At 66.1% G+C, this 19,342-nt stretch carries 21 protein-coding genes and 1 pseudogene; 8 read left to right on the forward strand and 14 right to left on the reverse strand.

Annotated elements, in window-relative coordinates; genetic code table 11:
* Positions 1-81 precede the first annotated feature (81 nt).
* Entirely contained in the window at positions 82-879 is a 798-nt protein-coding gene (locus ACP150_RS18495; protein ID WP_424968171.1) for a FadR/GntR family transcriptional regulator, read from the forward strand.
* Here ACP150_RS18495 and denD read toward each other — a convergent pair.
* The 6 genes from denD to ACP150_RS18525 form a co-directional block, all read right to left on the reverse strand.
* Positions 876-1,841 carry a D-erythronate dehydrogenase gene (denD, locus tag ACP150_RS18500; RefSeq protein ID WP_424968172.1) on the reverse strand — a complete coding sequence of 322 codons (966 nt, stop codon included), beginning with the start codon at positions 1,839-1,841 and terminating at the stop codon, positions 876-878. The two genes, ACP150_RS18495 and denD, sit on opposite strands and share 4 nt — an antisense overlap.
* 28 nt (positions 1,842-1,869) lie before the next feature.
* Positions 1,870-2,523 carry a peroxiredoxin gene (locus ACP150_RS18505; protein WP_424968173.1) on the reverse strand — a complete coding sequence of 218 codons (654 nt, stop codon included), beginning with the start codon at positions 2,521-2,523 and terminating at the stop codon, positions 1,870-1,872.
* 298 nt (positions 2,524-2,821) lie between these two features.
* Positions 2,822-3,778, reverse strand: a complete 957-nt coding sequence (locus tag ACP150_RS18510; protein WP_424968174.1) for an L-malyl-CoA/beta-methylmalyl-CoA lyase — start codon at positions 3,776-3,778, stop codon at positions 2,822-2,824.
* Positions 3,779-3,913: 135 nt separating this feature from the next.
* Positions 3,914-4,666 carry a lysophospholipid acyltransferase family protein gene (locus tag ACP150_RS18515; protein WP_424968175.1) on the reverse strand — a complete coding sequence of 251 codons (753 nt, stop codon included), beginning with the start codon at positions 4,664-4,666 and terminating at the stop codon, positions 3,914-3,916.
* Positions 4,666-5,562 carry a cell division protein FtsX gene (locus ACP150_RS18520; RefSeq protein WP_424968176.1) on the reverse strand — a complete coding sequence of 299 codons (897 nt, stop codon included), beginning with the start codon at positions 5,560-5,562 and terminating at the stop codon, positions 4,666-4,668. The genes ACP150_RS18515 and ACP150_RS18520 overlap by 1 nt, the downstream gene beginning before the upstream one ends.
* Positions 5,559-6,230, reverse strand: a complete 672-nt coding sequence (locus ACP150_RS18525) for a cell division ATP-binding protein FtsE (RefSeq protein ID WP_424968177.1) — start codon at positions 6,228-6,230, stop codon at positions 5,559-5,561. Before ACP150_RS18525 ends, ACP150_RS18520 begins: the two co-directional genes overlap by 4 nt.
* Before the next feature lie 167 nt (positions 6,231-6,397).
* On the opposite strand from ACP150_RS18525, the pseudogene ACP150_RS18530 reads away from it, so the two are divergent.
* Positions 6,398-6,490 (forward strand): annotated as a pseudogene (locus ACP150_RS18530) (zinc-ribbon domain-containing protein); the annotation flags it as partial.
* A 90-nt stretch (positions 6,491-6,580) separates the two neighbouring features.
* Complete coding sequence (locus ACP150_RS18535) at positions 6,581-7,249, forward strand: hypothetical protein (protein WP_424968264.1); 669 nt, start codon at positions 6,581-6,583, stop codon at positions 7,247-7,249.
* Positions 7,250-7,418: 169 nt separating this feature from the next.
* Here ACP150_RS18535 and ACP150_RS18540 read toward each other — a convergent pair whose 3' ends face one another.
* The 6 genes from ACP150_RS18540 to argH form a co-directional block, all read right to left on the reverse strand.
* On the reverse strand, positions 7,419-10,103 hold the full coding sequence (locus ACP150_RS18540; protein WP_424968178.1) for a DUF4175 domain-containing protein: 2,685 nt from the start codon (positions 10,101-10,103) through the stop codon (positions 7,419-7,421).
* Positions 10,104-10,106: 3 nt separating this feature from the next.
* Entirely contained in the window at positions 10,107-11,402 is a 1,296-nt protein-coding gene (gene lysA / locus ACP150_RS18545; protein ID WP_424968179.1) for a diaminopimelate decarboxylase, read from the reverse strand.
* Between the two features lie 82 nt (positions 11,403-11,484).
* On the reverse strand, positions 11,485-11,808 hold the full coding sequence (locus tag ACP150_RS18550) for a DUF2834 domain-containing protein (protein WP_424968180.1): 324 nt from the start codon (positions 11,806-11,808) through the stop codon (positions 11,485-11,487).
* Positions 11,808-11,957 carry an argininosuccinate lyase gene (locus ACP150_RS18555; RefSeq protein WP_424968181.1) on the reverse strand — a complete coding sequence of 50 codons (150 nt, stop codon included), beginning with the start codon at positions 11,955-11,957 and terminating at the stop codon, positions 11,808-11,810. The genes ACP150_RS18550 and ACP150_RS18555 overlap by 1 nt, the downstream gene beginning before the upstream one ends.
* Entirely contained in the window at positions 11,954-12,124 is a 171-nt protein-coding gene (locus tag ACP150_RS18560; protein ID WP_424968182.1) for a hypothetical protein, read from the reverse strand. The genes ACP150_RS18555 and ACP150_RS18560 overlap by 4 nt, the downstream gene beginning before the upstream one ends.
* A complete protein-coding gene (gene argH / locus ACP150_RS18565; RefSeq protein ID WP_424968183.1) occupies positions 12,121-13,512 on the reverse strand; it encodes an argininosuccinate lyase in 1,392 nt (463 codons plus the stop codon). The genes ACP150_RS18560 and argH overlap by 4 nt, the downstream gene beginning before the upstream one ends.
* A 35-nt stretch (positions 13,513-13,547) precedes the next feature.
* Between argH and ACP150_RS18570 the strand changes: the two genes are divergently transcribed.
* On the forward strand, positions 13,548-14,129 hold the full coding sequence (locus ACP150_RS18570) for a TlpA family protein disulfide reductase (protein WP_424968184.1): 582 nt from the start codon (positions 13,548-13,550) through the stop codon (positions 14,127-14,129).
* On the opposite strand, the gene ACP150_RS18575 is transcribed toward ACP150_RS18570, so the two are convergent.
* Positions 14,126-14,731, reverse strand: a complete 606-nt coding sequence (locus tag ACP150_RS18575; RefSeq protein WP_424968185.1) for a DNA-3-methyladenine glycosylase I — start codon at positions 14,729-14,731, stop codon at positions 14,126-14,128. The genes ACP150_RS18570 and ACP150_RS18575 overlap by 4 nt on opposite strands.
* A gap of 89 nt (positions 14,732-14,820) precedes the next feature.
* Between ACP150_RS18575 and ACP150_RS18580 the strand changes: the two genes are divergently transcribed.
* The 3 genes from ACP150_RS18580 to phbB all read left to right on the forward strand — a co-directional run bounded on the left by ACP150_RS18580 (position 14,821) and on the right by phbB (position 18,012).
* Positions 14,821-15,654, forward strand: a complete 834-nt coding sequence (locus ACP150_RS18580; protein WP_424968186.1) for an EAL domain-containing protein — start codon at positions 14,821-14,823, stop codon at positions 15,652-15,654.
* 352 nt (positions 15,655-16,006) lie between these two features.
* Positions 16,007-17,182, forward strand: a complete 1,176-nt coding sequence (locus ACP150_RS18585) for an acetyl-CoA C-acetyltransferase (protein ID WP_424968187.1) — start codon at positions 16,007-16,009, stop codon at positions 17,180-17,182.
* Between the two features lie 107 nt (positions 17,183-17,289).
* Positions 17,290-18,012, forward strand: coding sequence for an acetoacetyl-CoA reductase (phbB, locus tag ACP150_RS18590; protein ID WP_424968188.1), 723 nt, complete (start codon positions 17,290-17,292; stop codon positions 18,010-18,012).
* 78 nt (positions 18,013-18,090) lie between these two features.
* Here phbB and ACP150_RS18595 read toward each other — a convergent pair whose 3' ends face one another.
* A complete protein-coding gene (locus tag ACP150_RS18595; protein WP_424968189.1) occupies positions 18,091-18,234 on the reverse strand; it encodes a hypothetical protein in 144 nt (47 codons plus the stop codon).
* A 108-nt stretch (positions 18,235-18,342) separates the two neighbouring features.
* Between ACP150_RS18595 and ACP150_RS18600 the strand changes: the two genes are divergently transcribed.
* Positions 18,343-19,290 (forward strand): transcriptional regulator GcvA, encoded by a 948-nt coding sequence (locus ACP150_RS18600; RefSeq protein ID WP_424968190.1) that lies wholly within the window; start codon positions 18,343-18,345, stop codon positions 19,288-19,290.
* Positions 19,291-19,342: the final 52 nt, after the last annotated feature.

The raw sequence follows: 19,342 nt of genomic DNA on the forward strand, positions 1-19,342 counted from the left end.
GACAATCTCTAGCCAACCCGAGCGCCGGGGGCCAGAGCCGAGTGTCCATTCGCCGATCCAAAGCTTAGCCCGAGGCAGCCCATGTTCGAGCCCATCGCACAAACCCCGCGCTACCGGCTGGTGGCGCAGGCCATCGCCGAGAAGATCCGCCAGGGGGCATTTCCCGCAGGCGAGAAACTGCCGCCGGACCGGGTGCTGGTGGATGAGCTCGGCGTCAGTCGCGCAACCCTGCGCGAAGCCCTGATCGCCTTGGAGGTAAAGGGGTATATCGAGACGCGCTTTGGCTCTGGCGCCTATGTTCTGGGCCCGCCCGACGCCGAGGACAGCGTCCCGCTCGCACCGGATCAGGCCACCGCCGCGCTGGTGCCGGTGGTTCCGGTCACCGGGCCGTTCGAGGCGCTGGAGGCGCGCCGTCTGATTGAGGGGGAGCTGGCCGCGCTGGCCGCCCATGCCATCACACCCTCGGCGCTCGACACGCTCTGGGGCTGCCTGCAGGCGCTTGAAGCCTCGGAACCCAATTGGGATCCGGAGGCTGATTCCCGCTTTCACGAGGTGATCGCCGAGGCGGCGGGCAATGCGGTGCTCGGGCAACTGGCCGCGCAGTTCTGGGCCGATCAGGAGGCAAACCCGCTCTGGGCAGCGATCCAGACCGCCGTCGAGGACAGCAATCGCCGCCCGCAGCTTGTGGCCGAACACGAGGCGATCATCGAGGCCCTGACCGAAGGGGATGCGGAAGCCGCGCGCACGGCCATGCACGCCCATCTCGACAGTTTTGCGCGCACCTTGCTCGCCCAGTGGGACGCCCCCGAACGCGGCAGCGCCGAGGCCGCGCCCCATGCGCGGCTGCGCGACACGCTGGGCGCGGAGCGTCGGGTCTAGCCCTTGGCCTCGCGCGCTGGTGCATAGGCAGCCTGATACTCGCGCAGGATCGAAACGAACCCGTCATTGACCGGAAAGCCGAGCGCCTCGGCGGTGTCGGTGACAAAGGCCTCGGGCCAGCTCTGCACGATCCGGGCAATGGTCGGATCCGGGTCATGGGAGACGAGCGCCCGCGCAGCAGGCCCTGCCTCGGACTCGAGCGCCGCGAGCATCTCGCCTACGGATACGCAGATCCCCCGCAGGTTCAGCACCGGGTGGGGCGCGATCTGCGCCCACGGCAACGCGGCGGCATGGGCCAGCCCGGCCACAGTGACATCCGGCGAGGCGATCCAGACCTTGGTGTCATCGGGCACCGGGCAATTGGCGGCCTGCCCGGCCAGAGGCTCTCGCAGGATGCCGGACAGAAACCCCGAGGCCGCCGCATTGGGCAGGCCCGGTCGGATCGAGACCGTGGGCAGCCGCAAGGAGGTGCCCCGCAGGAACCCTTTGCGGCTGTAATCCGCGAGCAGAAGCTCGGTCATCGCCTTTTGCGTGCCATAGCTTGAGGCCGGGCGCAGGCCGAACTCTTCGGGGACCACGTCCGGGAAGGGCGGGCCATAGACCGCCAGCGAGGAGGCAAAGATGACCCGGGGCTGTGTCCCGCCAGCTCGCAGCGCCTCGAAGAGCGCGCGCGAGGCGTCGAGATTGACCGCGTAGCCGGTGTCGAATTCGGCCTCTGCCTGCCCGGAGACCACCGCGGCCAGGTGAAAGACCAGATCCGGCTTGAGCCCGGCCAGCGCTTCGGCGGTGCCTGGCGCGCCCAGATCCGCCGCGTGGGACGTGCAAGACACCCCCGCAACCGGCGCGGGCGCGGCCCGGTCCACAAGCACAAGCTCCGTGGTGCCGGGCACTGCCCCCGCTGCGATCTGCGCGCTCAGTTTCGCGCCGAGCATGCCCGCCGCGCCGATGATCATGACCCGCATGAGACGTCCCTCCCCTGACGCCCCCCGATCAACCGGGGAGCTGTGTCTTGCGCAGGTAGGGCAGAACCGCCTCGAAGTCGCCAAATTTCGCTTTGGCATCCTCATTGCTGACGGTGGGCGGGATGATCACGTCCTGCCCGGTGACCCAGTTCGCCGGGGTGGCGACCCCGTGCCCCATGGAGGTCTGCAGCGCGTCGAGCGCCCGGACGATCTCGCCGAAGTTCCGGCCCACGGTCATCGGATAGGTCATGGACAGCTTGAGCTGCTTGTCCGGCCCGATGATGAAGACCGAGCGCACGGTCGCGCTGTCGGCCGGGGTGCGGCCATCGGGCAGGTAGGCCTCGGCGGGCAGCATGTCGAAGGCCTTGGAGACCTCGAGCCCGGTATCCGCGATGATCGGGAAGGTGACGGTCGCGCCGCCGACCTGTTCGATGTCGCCAATCCATTTCTTGTGGTCATCCACACCGTCCACAGAGACGCCGATCACCTTGGTGCCGCGCTTCTCCCATTCCTCGGCGAGCTGGGCGACCGCGCCGAACTCGGTGGTACAAACCGGGGTGAAATCCTTGGGATGGCTGAACAAGATCGCCCAGCTGTCGCCGATCCAGTCGTGGAAGGTGATCTCGCCGATATTGGTTTGGGCGGTGAAATTCGGGACGGTGTCGTTGATGCGCAAACCCATCTGGGAGGCTCCTTTGGCAGCAGGTATCGCGCCAGAGAGTATGCAGTGCGCGACCCGGATGGTAGAGGCTGCGGCGCTTTTTTGACAAGCTTGGGGGGGCTCGGGATGCCCCGACCGGGTCCGGGGGAGCGAGCCGGTGACGCCGCCCCTGACAGGGCGGCGCGGACGCGCATCGCTCCGGGAGCGGCGCCTGTTTTCGGCCGTCGTGCCTGCGCGGCTGCACCTCGGGCCCAAGAGAAGTCCGGGGCCGCGGGGCGGGCTTGCGGGTGCTTCAGCACCCGCCACCGTGCCACCGATCTCAGCCTGCGATCAGCTCGGATTGGGCCACGATGACCTCGGCCTGCTTGATCGAGGCAATATCCACCAGACGGCCCTTATACACCGTGGCGCCTTCGCCATTGGCCTTGGCCTGCTCCATCGCGGCGAGGATCTCGCGCGCCTCGGCGACGGCTTCCTCGGACGGGGTGAAGACCTCGTTGGCAATCGCCACCTGTTTGGGGTGGATCGCCCATTTGCCGACCATGCCCAGTGTGGCGGAACGGCGTGCCTGGGCGCGGAAGCCCTCGTCATCCGAGAAATCGCCGAACGGCCCGTCCACGGGCAGCACCCCATGGGTTCGGCACGCAGCCACGATGGCGGCCTGGGCCCAGTGCCAGGGATCCGACCAGTACTTCTCGCCCTCGCGATACATGTAGTAGTTTTCCTGCGTCCCGCCGATGCCCGTCGTCTGCATCCCCATGGAGGCCGCGAAGTCCGCCGCCCCGAGGCTCATCGCCTGCAGGCGTGGCGAGGATGCGGCAATCGCCTCTACATGGGCGATGCCCGCCGCGCTTTCGATGATCACCTCGAAGCTGATCGGCTTGGTGCGCCCCTTGGCCGCCTCGATGGCCGTGACCAGTGCGTCCACCGCATAGATATCCTCGGCGCAGCCCACTTTCGGGATCATGATCTGATCGATCCGGTCGCCAGCCTCTTCGAGCAGTTCGACCACATCCCGGTACCAGAACGGGGTATCGAGGCTGTTGATCCGGACGCTGAGATACTTGCTGTTCCAGTCGATATCGTTGATCGCTTCGATGATGTTCTTGCGCGCCTGAGGCTTGTCATCGGGAGCCACGGAATCCTCGAGATCGAGGTTGATCACATCCGCTGCACTCGCGGCCATCTTCTCGAAGATCGCGGGGCGCGAGCCCGGGCCGAACAATTGGCAGCGGTTGGGACGGGCCGGGGCCTGCGGCTGGAGGCGGAAGGACATGGAGGCGCTCCTCTGAACTTATATTACGTATTGCGTTGCTGGCGGGATAGATTATTGCGCGCGACCTCGCAAGCGAATTATGCGCGCGCAGCAATGCAGGCGCGGCACAGGCCGGTTCTCCAAAGGGTTGGGGGCTCAGGATCCGCCGGAGGCGCCCTTGGCCCGGGCGGCGGCGGCATCGAAGCCCGCCTCCAGCATCAACCGGTCCGACGCAGATTCGATCCGCGTCTCGATCTCGGCCATGAACGGCTCAAGCGCCAGATCCGCGCCCAGCGGCTCGAGGAACTCGACCACCGCGAGGCCCGGCTTGCGCAGGACCGCTGAGCGGGGCCAGAAGACGCCCACATTCGTGGCCGCAGGCACGCAGCGCTGGTCCAGCGCCGTATAGAGCGCGCCAACGCCCACCTTATAGGGTTTGTCCGCATCCACCGCGACCCGGGTGCCTTGCGGGTAGATCACAAGCTGCCCCTTGGGCGCGTTCGGGTCGGTGACCCCGGCCACCATATCCTGCACGGCGCGCCCGCGCTTGCCCCGGTCCACGAAGACGCACCCCACGCGGTAGGCGTAGTAGCCCAGCATGGGCGCGCGGCGGAGCTCTTTCTTGGCGATGAAGCGCGGCGCATCGATCACGCTGCAGATCATGATGATGTCAAAGAAGCTCTGATGCTTCGAGGCGATGATCACTTCGCCCTTCGGCACCTCACCCCGGATCTCGGATTTCAGCCCGATCATCCACGCGGCCGACCAGCGCACATAGCGGCAATAGGTGCGGATCCCCGCATAGGCTGCGCTGCGGCGGAACATGGCCGCAGGCGTGAACCAGATGAACAATACCACCATGGCCAAGTACATCTGGAAATTGAAGAACAGCGAACGGAGATATTGCATCAGGCCAACTTTCTAAGCATGCGCAGCGCGGCGATGCGCGTGGCGATATAGGCGAGCAGGGCGGCAAAGATCGGGACGAGCGCGGGCAGCAGCCAGCTTGCCCCGCTAAACCCGAGCCCCGACAGCAGCGTCGTCTCCGCCGCGTCCCGCGGCAGGAGCACCAGTGCAAGCACCGCAAGGACCGTGCCCAGCACCGCCCCAAGGATGGCGCGCAGGGTAAAGCGCCGTGTGAAGGCGCGCGCGATATAGATATCCTGCGCGCCCACCAGCCGCAGCACCGTGATGACCTGCCCATTCGCCGCCAGCGCCGCATGGGCCGCCAGCGTGATCATCGCCGACATGGCCACCCCGATCAGCAGGGCCGAGATCACCGCAAGCCCCCGCAGCCGGTCCGCGCCCTCGATCAGCGGGCGCCGCCAGCGGGAATGGTCGTCGAGCACCGCGCCCGGGGCCTCTCCCGCGAGCCGCAGGCGCAGGTTCACCGGGTCATACCCGTCGGCGGTTTCCACCAGCTCGATCAGGCGCGGCAGGGTGAGTGTGTCCAGCGGCAGGTCCGGCCCGAACCAGGGCGCCAGCAGGGCCTGTTGCTCGGCGCGGTCCAAGGCGCGGGCCGACGCCACACCGGGGGTCGTTGCCAGCACCTCGAGCACCGCGCGGGTCTGGGCCTCGACCTGCCCCGCCGGGGCCGAGATCCGCACGGTCGCCGTGCGCGACAGGGCCTCGGACCAGCGATCCGCCAACCCGCCTGCGGCGACCGAAAGGGCCAGTGCGAAGACCGCGAGAAAGGCCATGGCCCCGGCGGTCAGCACCGTCAGCTGCGCCGTGAAGCCCGTGGGCGGGACCACGTCATTGGCCGAGAGCGAGATCTCGGTGGCAGGGGCGGTCGGGCTGGTCACAGGTCGCTCCCCGCCTGTTGCAGGCGTCCCCCCGCGAGGCGCAGCACCCGCGTCGTAGTCATGGTCTTGGCATGGCGGATCAGCGCGAGGTCATGGGTCGCCAGAAGGATGGCCTTGCCCATGCGGTTGAGCTCGACCAGCAGGGTGAGCAGGCGCTGGGACATCTCCCAGTCGATATTGCCCGTAGGCTCGTCGGCGAGGATCACATCCGGATCCATCATCACCGCGCGGGCCAGCGCTGCCCGCTGCCGCTCACCGCCCGACAGCTCGGGCGGGGTGGCGCCTGCGCGCTCGGACAGGCCCACCCAGCTCAGCAGTTCTGCCAGATCGGTGTCCGGCACCGCGCGCCCGGCCACCGAGAGCGGCAGCGCGATGTTTTCGGCCACGGTCAGGTGGTCCAGAAACCGGCAATCCTGATGCACGACCCCGATCCGCTGACGTGTTCTGGCGATCTCATCCCGACCAAGCCCGGCCCCAGGCGCTCCAAACAGCGACACCGAACCCTCATCCGGAGCCAGATCCAGGTAGCACAGCTTGATCAGCGTGGTCTTGCCGGCCCCCGATGGCCCGGTCAGGAAATAGAACTCCCCGGGCTGGACATGCAGCTGCGCCGCGCTGAACAGAAGACGGTCTCCATAGCGGAACGCCACATTGTCCAGATCGATCATGAATGGGGGTCCCTCTGCTGCTGCCCTCCTGTAGCGCATGTGTCTTGGCAGTTGCAATTGCGCGCCGTGACCGCGATCATGTCACGCGCATCCCAGGGGCCGTTGCGCACCTGCGGGGCCGGAACCCGATAAGAATACTGGGCAGATCCAAAAACGGTGGACCGAGCATGCGACTGACCTGTCCGAATTGTCAGGCACAGTATGAAGTTGACGACGCGGCGATCCCCGCGCGCGGGCGCGATGTGCAGTGTTCGAGCTGCGGCCACGGCTGGTTTCAGCACTCCACAGGCGCGGGCGATACGACTGAGTCCGCGGTCGAGACGGCCCCGACCGCCGTCGAGTCGCCCAGGATGCAGGACGCATCACCCGCCATCACCGACGCAGCTGGGGATGAGGGCGATTTTCCGCCGGTCCCCGCGCAGGTATCGCCCAAGCGCGAGCTGGACCCCGCTATTGCGGACATCCTGCGCGCCGAAGCTGAGCGCGAGGCACGCCAGCGCCGCAAGGAGGCCGCCGCCCTCGTCGAGACCCAGCAGGAATTTGCCCTCACCGACAGCGCGCCGGAGCCCTCCGGGATGGAGGGGTTCGCATTCGGCCCCCCCATGGCGGCCGCCGCGACGGACCGGGAGGTTGAGGCCCCCTCGGAACCGGCAGAGCCGCGCCGGACCCAGGTGGCCCGCAAGGACCTCCTGCCGGATATCGAGGATATCAACTCGAGCCTGCGGGCCGGGCCGCTGGACAGCACGGATCCGACCCGGATGATGACCCCCGAACAGGCGCAGGAGCATCGCAGCCATGGACGGGGCTTTAGGCTGGGCTTCTCGGTGGTGCTGATCTGCGCGACGGCGGCGCTGCTGGTCTATGCCTACGCGCCCCTGCTTGCGCAGCGCTTTCCGCAGTTTCAGCCGGAATTGACCAGCTATGTGGCGGCCATGAATGGTCTGCGCGAGACCGTGCATGGCTGGCTCGAAGAGGCTGTGACGCGCGCCACTGAGCTGATCGCCAAGCTGACCTCCTGACGCCATGGGCGCGGCGGTGCGGGTCCGCGCGGTCCTGTCAGGGACCGCGCCATGGCGCGACCTCTGTCCTCCGGATCCAGCCACCACTGCCCTCGTGCAACGCTGAAACCGGATCGCGGCAAGCGGATCGCGTAGCGCGGTCCCTGACAGGACCGCGCGGACCCGCGTCTCAGAACCGGTCGAGCAGGCGTTTGAGGTAATCGAGCTCCGCATCCGGGCGTTCCTGCTCGCCGGAGCGGCGGCGGATCTCATCCAACAGCTCCTGCGCGCGGCGATAGCGGTCCTCGCCCTGCAGCAGGTTCTCGTCGGTCCCGAGACGACCCTGATTGCCATTGTCGCGACCCAGCGGGTCGCGCTGCTGGTTCGGGGACTGGCTGTTGGCCTGCCCCTGCTGCCCTCCGGGCTGCTGTTGTTGTTGCTGCTGGGCCATTTGCTCGCCGAGATTTTCCATCCCCTCGCGGATCGCATCCATGGCGTCGGACTGGTTGTCCAGCGCCTCGGCCAGATCGCCCTGATCCAACGCGTTGGCCGCGTCATCCATGCTGCGCCCGGCCCGGTCCAGCGCGTCGCGCGCGGCATCGCCGAGCTCGGTCCCGGCCCCCGGCAGGTTCTGGGCCTGCTGGTCGAGAATATCACCCAGCTGGTCCTGCCGGCGCGCCAGCGTATCCGCATCGGGCATCCCCTGCCCATTCTGGGCCTGCCCCTGGCCTTGGCCAGGCTGCTGCCCGCCGGACTGTCCCTGGCCCTGACCCTGTTGCTGGCCTTGCCCGAACTGCTGGCCCTGTTGCCCTTGCTGGCCCTGGCCCGGCTGCTGCCCCGGTTGTTGGCCCTGTTGCTGCCCCTGCTGCTGACCTTGTTGCTGGCCCTGCTGTTGCCCCTGTTGCTGACCTTGCTGGTTCTGCAGATCGCGGAACGCCTCATCGGCCAGATCCTGCTGCTGGCGCAGGGTCTCCTGCAGGCCTTCCATGGCCTGATCACCCGGGCTCTGTTGACCCTGCTGCCCCTCGGCCATTTGCATGTTCTGCATCATCTGCATCATCTGATCGAGCAGCGCCTGCGCCTCGTCCATGCGGCCCTGCTCCATCAGCTCCTGCAGCTGGTCGAGCATATCCTGCAGCTGATCGCCGGTGATCTCCTGCATCTCGCCCTGGTTCTCGGCCTGCTGCTGTTGCTGGCCGTTCTCCTGATCGCGCTGAAACTGCTCGGCCATTTCCTGCATCATCTGCTGCATGGCATCGCGCAGTTCCTGCATCAGCTCGGCGATTTCCTCGTCCGTGGCGCCATCGCGCATGGCCTCGGACAAACGCTCCTGCGCGCGCCGCAACCGTTCGGCGGCATTGGCCAGATCCCCTTCCTCGAATTGCAGCGCGGCATTCCAGAGCGCTTCGGCCACCTCCTCCTGCAGGGTCGGCGTCACCTCGGTCTCGATCCCGACGATGAGCTGCGAAAGGGCCGTGCGCAGCATCAGATAGGCGGTGTCGTTGTTGATGAACCCCTCAGGCCGGTGGCTGACCGCGCGCAGAAGCTGGCTCACCCGGACCGCGTTCTCGCGGGTCCAGAGCAGATCGCGCCGCTGTTCAATGATTGCCTGCGCCATCGGGTCGAAGAAGCGCCGCCCCGGCAGCACCAGCTCGAACGGCTCGGCCACGCCCTCCTGGCCGAGGTCATCCTCGGCGGTGAAGGTCAGGGTCACGGGCAGGTTGGCCCAGGGATGCTCGGAAAAGTTGTCGACCAGCACCTCGGAAAACTCGGCCCGGTCGCCGGAGATCGACATGGGGATATCGACAATGATCGTCTCGCGCGGCTCGGGCGCTGGGACGAGCCCAAAGCGCCGGTCCACATTGCCGAGATCCAGCGCGATCTGCGCCGACCCGCCCACAACCGCGTAGTCATCGCTGGCGGCAAAGGGCAATTCCATCTCGCCCATGACCGTGCGGGTCACCGGGCCGTCCACCGCGATCACCGGCGGCGCGTCGACCAACACGGTGAAGTCCCAGCTGCGCCCGGTCTCGCCCTCGATAGCCAGAGTGCCGTCCCGGGCGACGATCACTTCCTGCGCGATGTCGCCCGAGGGCTCCGCTGGCGCCTCGGACACGGTCTCGCGCACGCTCAGCTCGCCATCCAGCGCATAGAGGCGCAAGGTCACCCGGCTGCCCTCGGGCACGGTCAACGCCGCCTGATCCAGATCGTTCAGATAAAGGCTCGGCTTGCCGGTATAAGCTGGCGGCTCGATCCAGCCTTCCCAGGCCGGGCCTGTGGCCAGGGCCTGCCCGCCTGTTGCCGCGCCTTCAAGCTCGCGCACCTGTCCCAGACCGCCAAAGAGCAGCGCCACCGCCATAGCCGTGGCCCCCACATAGCGCAAGGCATAGGGGTCGCGATCCGCAAGACGCAGATCGGGCAGAACCGCCCGCGCGCCCCGGGCCTTTTCGGCGATGCGCCTCAAATGGGCGTTCCAGACCGCGCGGGAGCCTTCATCCTCGGCCCCGATCGCCTGCAGGTCGCGCAGGGTCTCGATCGGGCGCCCCGGAACCGTGCGGTCCAGCCGGGCTTCGGCATCCGCACGGCTGGGCATGCGGAACTGGCGGATCCCCAACCATGCGGTCGCGCCCGCGCCGAGCACCAACAGGACCGTGACGGACCAGATCACCTCGAGCGGCAGGGCCAGCCCGGCGCCAAAGATCATCACCACAAGGCTCAGCGCCAGCACGCACCAGAGCGGCCAGAAGGCCCGCACAAACCGCTCGGCGGTCATGCCGATCTGGGTCAGCCGCCGGGGCCAGACGAGCTGGCGCAGGGCGGCATCCTTGTTCTGGATAAAGTCCTCGTCAGGTCGCGGGCTGCGCGTGTCTGGCATCGGTCATTCCTGATGGGCCGGGACGGGAGTATCCTCTAGCCATTCGGGAATGGTATCGCGATTTATGATTTCGTCAAAGCTGGGGCGCTGTCGAATGACAGCGAATTGATCCCCATGGACCAGCACCTCGGGGATCAACGGCCTTGTATTGTACTCTGACGACATGACCGCGCCATAGGCACCCGCCGAACGGAACGCCACCAGATCGCCCTCGGAAATGGGCGGCATCTCGCGCCCCTTGGCGAAGGTGTCGCCGCTCTCGCAGACGGGGCCGACGATGTCATAGGGCGTCGGGACCACGCCCGGGGCGGGTTCGCGCACCGGGATGATATCGTGATACGCGCCATACATGGAGGGCCGGATCAGGTCATTCATCGCCCCGTCGAGGATCAGGAATTCCCGATCCTCGCCCTGCTTGATGTAGATCGCCCGCGACACCATCAGACCCGCATTGCCGGAGATCAGCCGCCCGGGTTCGATCTCGATCTCGCAGCCCAGATCGCCCACGGTCCTTTGGATCAAGGCGCCGTAATCGTTCGGAAGGGGCGGCGCCTCGTTCGAGCGTGCATAGGGAATGCCCAGACCGCCGCCCAGATCGAGCCGCCGGATGTCATGCCCATCGGCACGCAGGGCGCGGGTCAGCTCGGCCACCTTGAGATAGGCCGCCTCGAACGGGGCGAGCTCGGTCAGCTGGCTGCCGATATGCACATCGATGCCGATGACGTCGATCCCCGGCAGGGACGCGGCCTCGGCATAGATCTCGCGCGCCCGCGAAATCGGCACGCCGAACTTGTTCTCGGATTTGCCCGTGGCGATCTTCTCATGGGTCTTGGCGTCCACATCCGGGTTCACCCGGAGGGTGATCGGCGCTTTCGTGCCGAGGCTCACCGCGACCTCGCTCAGGGCGCGCATCTCGGGCTCGGATTCCACGTTGAACTGGCGAATCCCGCCGATCAGCGCGTCGCGCATCTCCTCACGGGTCTTGCCCACGCCGGAGAACACGATCCGATCACCCGGCACACCCGCAGCCTTGGCCCGCGCGTATTCCCCGCCCGAGACCACATCCATCCCCGCACCGAGCCCGGCCAGCACCTTGAGGATCGCCTGGTTCGAGTTCGACTTCATCGCGAAGCAGACCAGATGCGGACCCCAGTCCAGCGCCTCGTCAAAGAGCCGGAAATGCCGGGTCAGGGTCGCCGTGGAATAGACGTAGAACGGCGTGCCCACCGCATCGGCAATGGCCGACACGGGCACGTCCTCGGCATAAAGCTGGCCGTCACGATAGAGAAAGTGGTCCATGGGGCGATTCCTCAGGGGCGTAAAGCTGCGCGGGCGGGCATAGCAGACCGGCCCGGAATTGCAATTTCAGGGGATCCGCGGATCAGCGCGCCCGCAACGGCCCGCCGCGCAGGAAAAGATAGAGCGGCAATCCGCAGGACACCCCGATGCAGAAGGTCGCCGGCACCGCCAGAAGGGCAATCCAGTTCTTGCGCATGACGGTCTCGGAGATCACGAAAACCGTCAGGGCGATCGCCGCAATCGTCAGATCCCAGGTCAGCCCGGTGGTGGAGTTGTTCACATACCACGCGTCGATCAGCCCCGAGAGCCCCGTGCCCGTCTCCTGCATATAGGTGACGAAATAATACATCGGGTGGATCGCGCCCCAGATGGCCAGCGCGAGATAGAGCCAACGCAGCAAAGACATCAGAACCGGGCCTTCACACCTGCCGAGGCTGTCCCCGAAATGGTCACCCCGGGTTCGGGGCGGTCATCGGCGGGCGGGGCCGAGGGCGCGCCATCCACACCGCAGGCGGTCAGCAGGCCGAGGGCCGCGAGGATCCAGAGCGGTCTCATAGTCCGACCCCCACACGGGCCCGGCCCAGGCTGACCCCGACCGAGGGCGAGACGCGGACGCCGTCCGATCCCACGCTCACGCCCGCGCCGACGCGTGGGTCCGATACGTTGCACGCCGCCAGAACGAGGCACAGGGCCCCGAGGCCCAGAGTTTTGCGCAGGCTCATCCCAAAATCTCCTTCCAGCGCGCGATCTGCGCGCGGACCTGAACCGGCGCCGTGCCGCCATAGCTGGTGCGGCTGGCCACCGAGTTATGCACGCCGAGCACATCGAACACCGCCTCGGTGATCTCGCCATGGACCGATTGCATGTCCGCGAGGCTCAGATCCGGCAGATCACACCCCTGATCCTCGGCCATGGCGACCAGCGTGCCTGTCACATGATGTGCATCGCGGAAGGGCAAGTTCAACTCCCGCACCAGCCAATCGGCAAGATCCGTCGCGGTGGAGAAGCCGCTGGCCGCCGCCGCCTCGAGGCTGTCACGGTTCGCGGTCATGTCGCCGACCATGCCGGTCATGGCCGCCAGCGCCAGCATCAGCGTGTCGGCGGCATCAAAGACCTGCTCCTTGTCTTCCTGCATATCCTTGGAATAGGCGAGCGGCAGCCCCTTCATCACCGTCAGAAGCGCCACATTCGCCCCGACGATCCGGCCAATCTTGGCCCGGATCAGCTCAGCCGCATCCGGGTTCTTCTTCTGCGGCATGATCGAGGAGCCGGTGGAGAACCGGTCCGACAGCGCCACGAAGCGGAATTGCGCGGAGGACCAGATCACCAGCTCTTCGGCCATCCGGCTCAGATGCATGGCGCAGATGCTCGCCGTACTCAGGAATTCCAGCGCGAAGTCCCGGTCCGAGACCGCGTCCAGCGAATTGGCCGCCGGGCGGTCAAAGCCGAGCGCAGCCGCCGTCGCCTCCCGGTCGATCGGGAAGGAGGTCCCGGCCAGGGCCGCGGCCCCCAGCGGGCATTCGTTCATCCGCGCCCGGGCATCGCGCACCCGGCTCAGGTCCCGGGCGAACATCTCCACATAGGCCATCATGTGATGGCCCCAGGTCACCGGCTGCGCGGTCTGCAGATGGGTGAAGCCCGGCATCACCCAGTCGGCCCCGGCCTCGGCCTGGGCCAGAAGGGCGCGCATCAGCGCCTCGAGCCCCTGCTCCGCCGCGTCGAACTGGTCCCGCACCCAGAGCTTGAAATCCGTCGCCACCTGATCGTTGCGCGAGCGCCCCGTATGGAGCCGCCCCGCGGGCTCGCCGATCAGCTCCTTGAGCCGGGCCTCCACGTTCATGTGGATGTCCTCCAGCGCAGCCGAGAAGGCGAACGCGCCTGTTTCGATCTCTGACAAGACCGTGAGGAGGCCTTCCCGGATCGTCTCCACGTCCTTACTGCTGAGGATACCCTGTTGGGCAAGCATGGCCGCATGGGCGCGGGAGCCGTCGATATCCTGCCGCGCCAACCGCTGATCGAAGGAGATCGAGGCGTTGATCGCCTCCATGATCGCATCCGGTCCCGCGGCGAAGCGGCCGCCCCACATGGCGTTGGATTTGGTGTCGGACATGGCTCGGCCCCGTGAAGCAAAGAGAAGGAAGACATATGCGCTGGATCGCGTTCGCCGTCCTATATCTGGGCGCCGCCCTTGGTGCAAATGCCGACACGGGCCAGCCCGTCCTCCGCGACATCCCGGCGCTCGAGGCGCTGCGCGAGGGCGAGATGATCAAGCTGCGCTTTCACGAGACCGCCCAGCCGAGCTCGGACCTGCCCTTCGTGCTGGATGACGAGAGCCAGTCGAGCCTGGCGGCCTATGAGGGCAAGATCGTCGTACTGAACTTCTGGGCCACCTGGTGCGGCCCCTGCAAGAAAGAGATGCCCGGGCTGGACCGGCTGAACACCTCCATGGGGGGTGAGGATTTCGCCGTGGTGACCCTGGCCACGGGGCGCAACTCGGTGACCGGCATCAAGCGGTTCTTTGGCGAGGCAGAGGTCGCCTCCCTGCCCGAGTATCGTGACATCAAGCAGGGAATCGCCGATGCGATGTCCGTGCCCGGCCTGCCGACGACGGTGATTCTGGACCGCGACGGAACCGAGATCGCCCGGCTGGTCGGGGCCGCCGAATGGGACACCCCGTCGGCCAAGGCGATCCTTACCCGGCTGATCGACGAACAGCCGGGCAGCTAGCGCGCCGCCCCCCCAAGGGCCGCCACGCGGGCATGCCGGGGGCAGGAGATGAGGTGGTCATTCACCATGCCCACCGCCTGCATGAAGGCATAAACGATCGTCGGCCCGCAAAACTTGAAGCCCCGCGCCTTGAGGTCTTTGGACAATGCCTTGGAGATATCGGTCGAGCCGGGGACCTCGGACAGGCTGGTGCACTGGTTCTGGATCGGGCTGTCTGCGACGAAACCCCAGAGGTAGGGTGAGAACCCCTGTTTTTCCTCGATCTCCAGATAGGCGCGGGCATTGCCGATGGTCGCCTCGATCTTGCCGCGATGGCGCACAATCCCGGGGTCCTGCAACAGGCGCGCCACCTCGGCATCGCCCCAACCCGCGATGATCGCGGGGTCGAAACCGGCAAAGGCGCTGCGAAACCCCTCGCGCTTGCGCAGGATGGTGATCCAGCTCAGCCCGGCCTGAAACGCCTCGAGGGTGAGTTTCTCGAACAGGGCGTGGGGATCGCGCTCCGGCACACCCCATTCGGTGTCGTGATAGGCCACGTAGAGCGGGTCATCACCACACCAGTCGCATCGGGTTTCGGTCATCGGGGCCTCCAATCGCGGCATTTGAGTCCAATTTAGAACAAAGCAGGAAGATTCATGACGAATTAAGGGTTCTCGCGCAATGGTGGCCTCGTAACGAATGGAGCTGTCCCATGCCGCCGAAGCGCCCTGCCAAATCCGCTGGTCCCAATCAGAAGAACCCTCTCTCCGAGGCCGTCGCCCAACGCGACAAGTCTACACTCGCCCTTGTAAAACAGGCGGTCGCCCACAAAAACGCACTGCTGGCCTTTCAGCCCGTGATGCAGGCCGGCAACCAGAAGAAGGTCGCCTATCAGGAGGGGCTGATCCGGATCCACGACGATTCAGGACGCCTGATCCCGGCCCGGGACTTCATCACCGTGGTCGAGGAACAGGAGCTTGGGCGGCAGATCGACTGCCTCGCGCTGGAACGGGGTCTCGAGGCGCTGCGCCAAGTGCCCACCCTGCGTTTGGGGGTCAACATGTCCGCCCGGTCGATCGGCTATCCGGAGTGGAACGAGGTCCTGGAACGGGGCCTTGCGGCGGACCCCACGGCGGCAGAGCGGCTCATTCTCGAAATCACCGAGCAATCCGCCATGGCCATCCCCGAGATCGTGACCAAGTTCATGCGCGATCTGCAACGCAAGGGGATCACCTTCGCGCTGGATGATTTCGGGGCGGGTCAAACCTCCTTCGCCTATCTGCGGGACTTCTTCTTCGACATCGTCAAGATCGACGGCAAGTTTATCCGGAACATTTCCAGCAATGTGGACAACCAGGTGCTGACCCAGGCGCTGATCTCGCTGGCCGCTCATTTCGACATGTTCACCGTGGCGGAGTCGGTGGAGACGGCAACCGACGCGGCCTTCCTGACCGCTGCGGGGATCGACTGCATGCAAGGCTATCACTTCGCAGCCCCCAGCACGAAGCCCGCATGGCTCGACGACGCCGCCCTTTTGCGCGCCTGAATCACTCTCGACGCGACGACGTTTCGCGCGCATCGGCCCTTCTCAGCACAGCCTTAACGGGTAAAAGCCGCCTCTCGCAGGGCGGCTTTGCGCTGTACGCATGTGTGGTAAATTTTTTTTACCGCACCGCGCCAACGCGACCCAGCGCGCCAACCCCCTCATATAGTTAACGAATTTCCGCACCCTTGCGTCCGGAGCCCCCCGGTAAGCCGGACTCCGACCATAGGAGTGAGACACGATGTCAGGTGCCCCGCTGGAATTTCCTCCAATAGACGAAAGAGGACATTTCGTCATGCACCGCAAGCAGCCTGCCGAACCCGGGCGCCCGAAAGACCTTAGAGGGAGACCTTAGATGACCAACGTTGTAATCGCATCCGCCGCACGAACTGCCGTGGGCAGTTTCGGCGGCTCGTTCGCCAACACGCCGGCCCATGATCTCGGCGCGGCCATGCTGCAGGAACTGGTGTCCCGAGCCGGCATCGAGAAATCCGACGTCTCCGAAACCATCCTCGGTCAGGTTCTGACTGGCGGTCAGGGTCAGAACCCGGCCCGTCAGGCCCATGTGAATGCGGGTCTGCCGATCGAAGGTGCCGCCTGGGGCATCAACCAGGTTTGCGGGTCCGGCCTGCGCGCCGTGGCACTGGGCGCCCAGCACATCCAGCTGGGTGACGCGGCCGTGGTCTGTGCGGGTGGTCAGGAAAACATGACGCTGAGCCCCCATGTGGCAAACCTGCGCGCGGGTCAGAAGATGGGCGACATGAAGTTCATCGACTCCATGATCCGCGACGGTCTTTGGGATGCCTTCAACGGCTACCACATGGGTCAGACCGCCGAGAACGTGGCCGAGCAGTGGCAGATCAGCCGTGACATGCAGGACGAGTTCGCCGTCAGCAGCCAGAACAAGGCCGAAGCCGCCCAGAAGGCCGGCAAGTTCGACGACGAGGTCTTTGCCTACACGATCAAGACCCGCAAGGGCGACATCGTCGTGGACAAGGACGAGTACATCCGCCACGGCGCGACCATGGAAGCGATGCAGAAACTGCGCCCCGCCTTCACCAAGGACGGCTCGGTCACCGCGGCCAACGCTTCGGGTCTGAATGACGGCGCGGCGGGCGTTCTGCTGATGTCCGCCGATGAAGCCGAGAAGCGCGGCATCGAGCCCATGGCCCGGATCGCCTCCTATGCCACCGCCGGTCTCGACCCGTCGATCATGGGCGTTGGCCCGATCTACGCGTCGCGCAAGGCGCTCGACAAGGCTGGCTGGAAGGTCGACGATCTCGACCTCGTGGAAGCCAACGAAGCCTTCGCCGCCCAGGCCTGCGCCGTGAACAAGGACATGGGCTGGGATCCGTCGATCGTGAACGTCAATGGCGGTGCCATCGCCATCGGTCACCCGATCGGGGCCTCCGGCGCGCGCGTCCTGAACACCCTGCTCTTCGAAATGCAGCGCCGTGGCGCCAAGAAGGGTCTCGCAACCCTCTGCATCGGCGGCGGCATGGGCGTGGCTCTCTGCGTTGAGCGCCCCTGATCTGATCCCGGGCGGTCCCAAGGCGGGCCGCCCAACCTATTCCACCGGGATCATCTGAGACGCACCCGTCCCGGTCGGACAAATACCTACCTCGAGGAGGATATCTAATGGGACGTGTTGCACTAGTTACCGGCGGTTCGCGCGGCATCGGCGAAGCCATTTCCAAGAAACTGCAGGCGGACGGCTTCACCGTTGCGGCCACCTATGCGGGCAATGACGAGAAAGCAGCGGCCTTCACCGCCGCGACCGGCATCAAGACCTACAAATGGAACGTCGCCGACTACGAATCGAGCAAGGCGGGCATCGCCCAGGTCGAAGCCGATCTCGGCCCGATCGAGGTCGTCGTCGCCAATGCGGGCATCACCCGCGACGCGCCCTTCCACAAGATGACCCCCGAGCAGTGGGACGAAGTGATCGGCACCAACCTGACCGGCGTTTTCAACACCGTCCACCCGGTCTGGCCCGGCATGCGCGAGCGCAAGTTCGGCCGCGTCATCGTGATCTCGTCGGTCAACGGTCAGAAAGGCCAGTTCGCCCAGGTGAACTACGCCGCGACCAAAGCCGGTGACCTCGGCATCATCAAGTCCCTGGCTCAGGAAGGCGCGCGCGCCGGCATCACCGCCAACGCCGTCTGCCCCGGCTACATCGCGACTGAAATGGTCATGGCGATCCCGGAAAAAGTCCGCGATTCCATCGTGGCCGGCATCCCGGTAGGCCGCCTCGGCGAGCCCGAAGAAATCGCACGCTGCGTGGCCTTCCTGGCCTCCGATGATGCGGGCTTCATCTCCGGCTCCACGATCTCGGCCAACGGCGCTCAGTTCTTCAGCTGATCTGCGCTCAGCGCGACACAGAAAAGGGGCGGTCCCGGATGGGGCCGCCCCTTTTGCGTGCGTCGCGTGGCGTGGGTGCTATGCGGTTTCTGCCCGGGCACCGGTTTCAGCGCTGTGACCCGGAAATGCCCAGCCCAGGAACAGGGCAAAGGCGGCCGCGCGTTCGCTGCGACCGCGGGCGATGGCGTCTTGGGTGGTCAAGGTGGCGGTGGCATGGGTCATGGCGAAGATCCTTGATCTGAATTTCTGAACTGTCCCTAATATGATGCCGCTAACAAAAAGCCACAAACGAGACTTTTCCCGCATTCAGTTAAGGTATACTTATCTGGCATGTCTGATCGCCTCCCCCCTCTGACCGCCCTGCGCGCCTTCGATGCCGCCGCCCGCCATATGAGCTTTGCCAAGGCGGCTGCGGAACTAAACGTCACCCCTGCGGCCCTGAGTTTTCAGATCAAGGGGCTGGAGGACTATCTGGGCGCGCCGCTCTTTCGGCGGCTGAACCGCGCTGTCGAGCTGACCGAGGCCGGGCACGCGCTCGCCCCCGGCGCGGCCGAAGGCTTCGACGCCCTGCGCCGGGCCTGGCTGGCGACGCGGCGCGTGCTGGACACGCGCACATTGACTGTTACTGCAGGTCCGGCCTTCACCGCCAAATGGCTTGCGCCGCGTTTGTTCGATTTTGCCCAGACCCACCCGGATGTGGAGCTGCGCTTTTCCGCGACCCTGCGGCTCATGGATTTTGACCGGGACGATGTGGATGTGGCCATCCGGTTCGGCATGGGCGGCGATGACCGCGACCTTTACAGCCGGGTCCTCGTGCGCGAATGGCTCACACCGATGGTGCCCCCGCGTCTCGCCGAAGGGCTGAAAACGCCCGCCGATCTGCTCAAGCTGCATCTGCTGGAGGATGGCAATCTCGATTTCGTGGACCCGCCCTGCAACTGGGCAACCTGGTTCACGGCCATGGGCGTGCCGAACCCACCCGAGGTGAAGCCCCAATTCAGCCAGGCCGATCATGCGATCGATGCGGCAGAGACCGGCGGAGGTGTCGTGCTGGGCCGTGCCTCCCTGACCGCCAAGGCGTTGCAGGAAGGCCGCCTCGTGATCCCCTTCCCCACCGCGATCACGACCGAGGCCCATTACCGCGTGCTCTGCACACAGGAGGCGTCAGAGAAACCGCAGGTGAAAGCGTTCCTGTCGTGGCTGTTCGATCATGTAGAGGAGATTACGGCGCTCGATCATGGGATGACATTCATCAACTCGGCGGATGTCAAAACCTGAGAGGCCTTGCGGGGCTGCGGCTCGGTCAGGAGCACCGAACCGCAGTGTAGTG

Origin of the sequence: Dinoroseobacter sp. S375, assembly GCF_049800775.1 — a bacterium.
Classification (GTDB): domain Bacteria; phylum Pseudomonadota; class Alphaproteobacteria; order Rhodobacterales; family Rhodobacteraceae; genus Dinoroseobacter.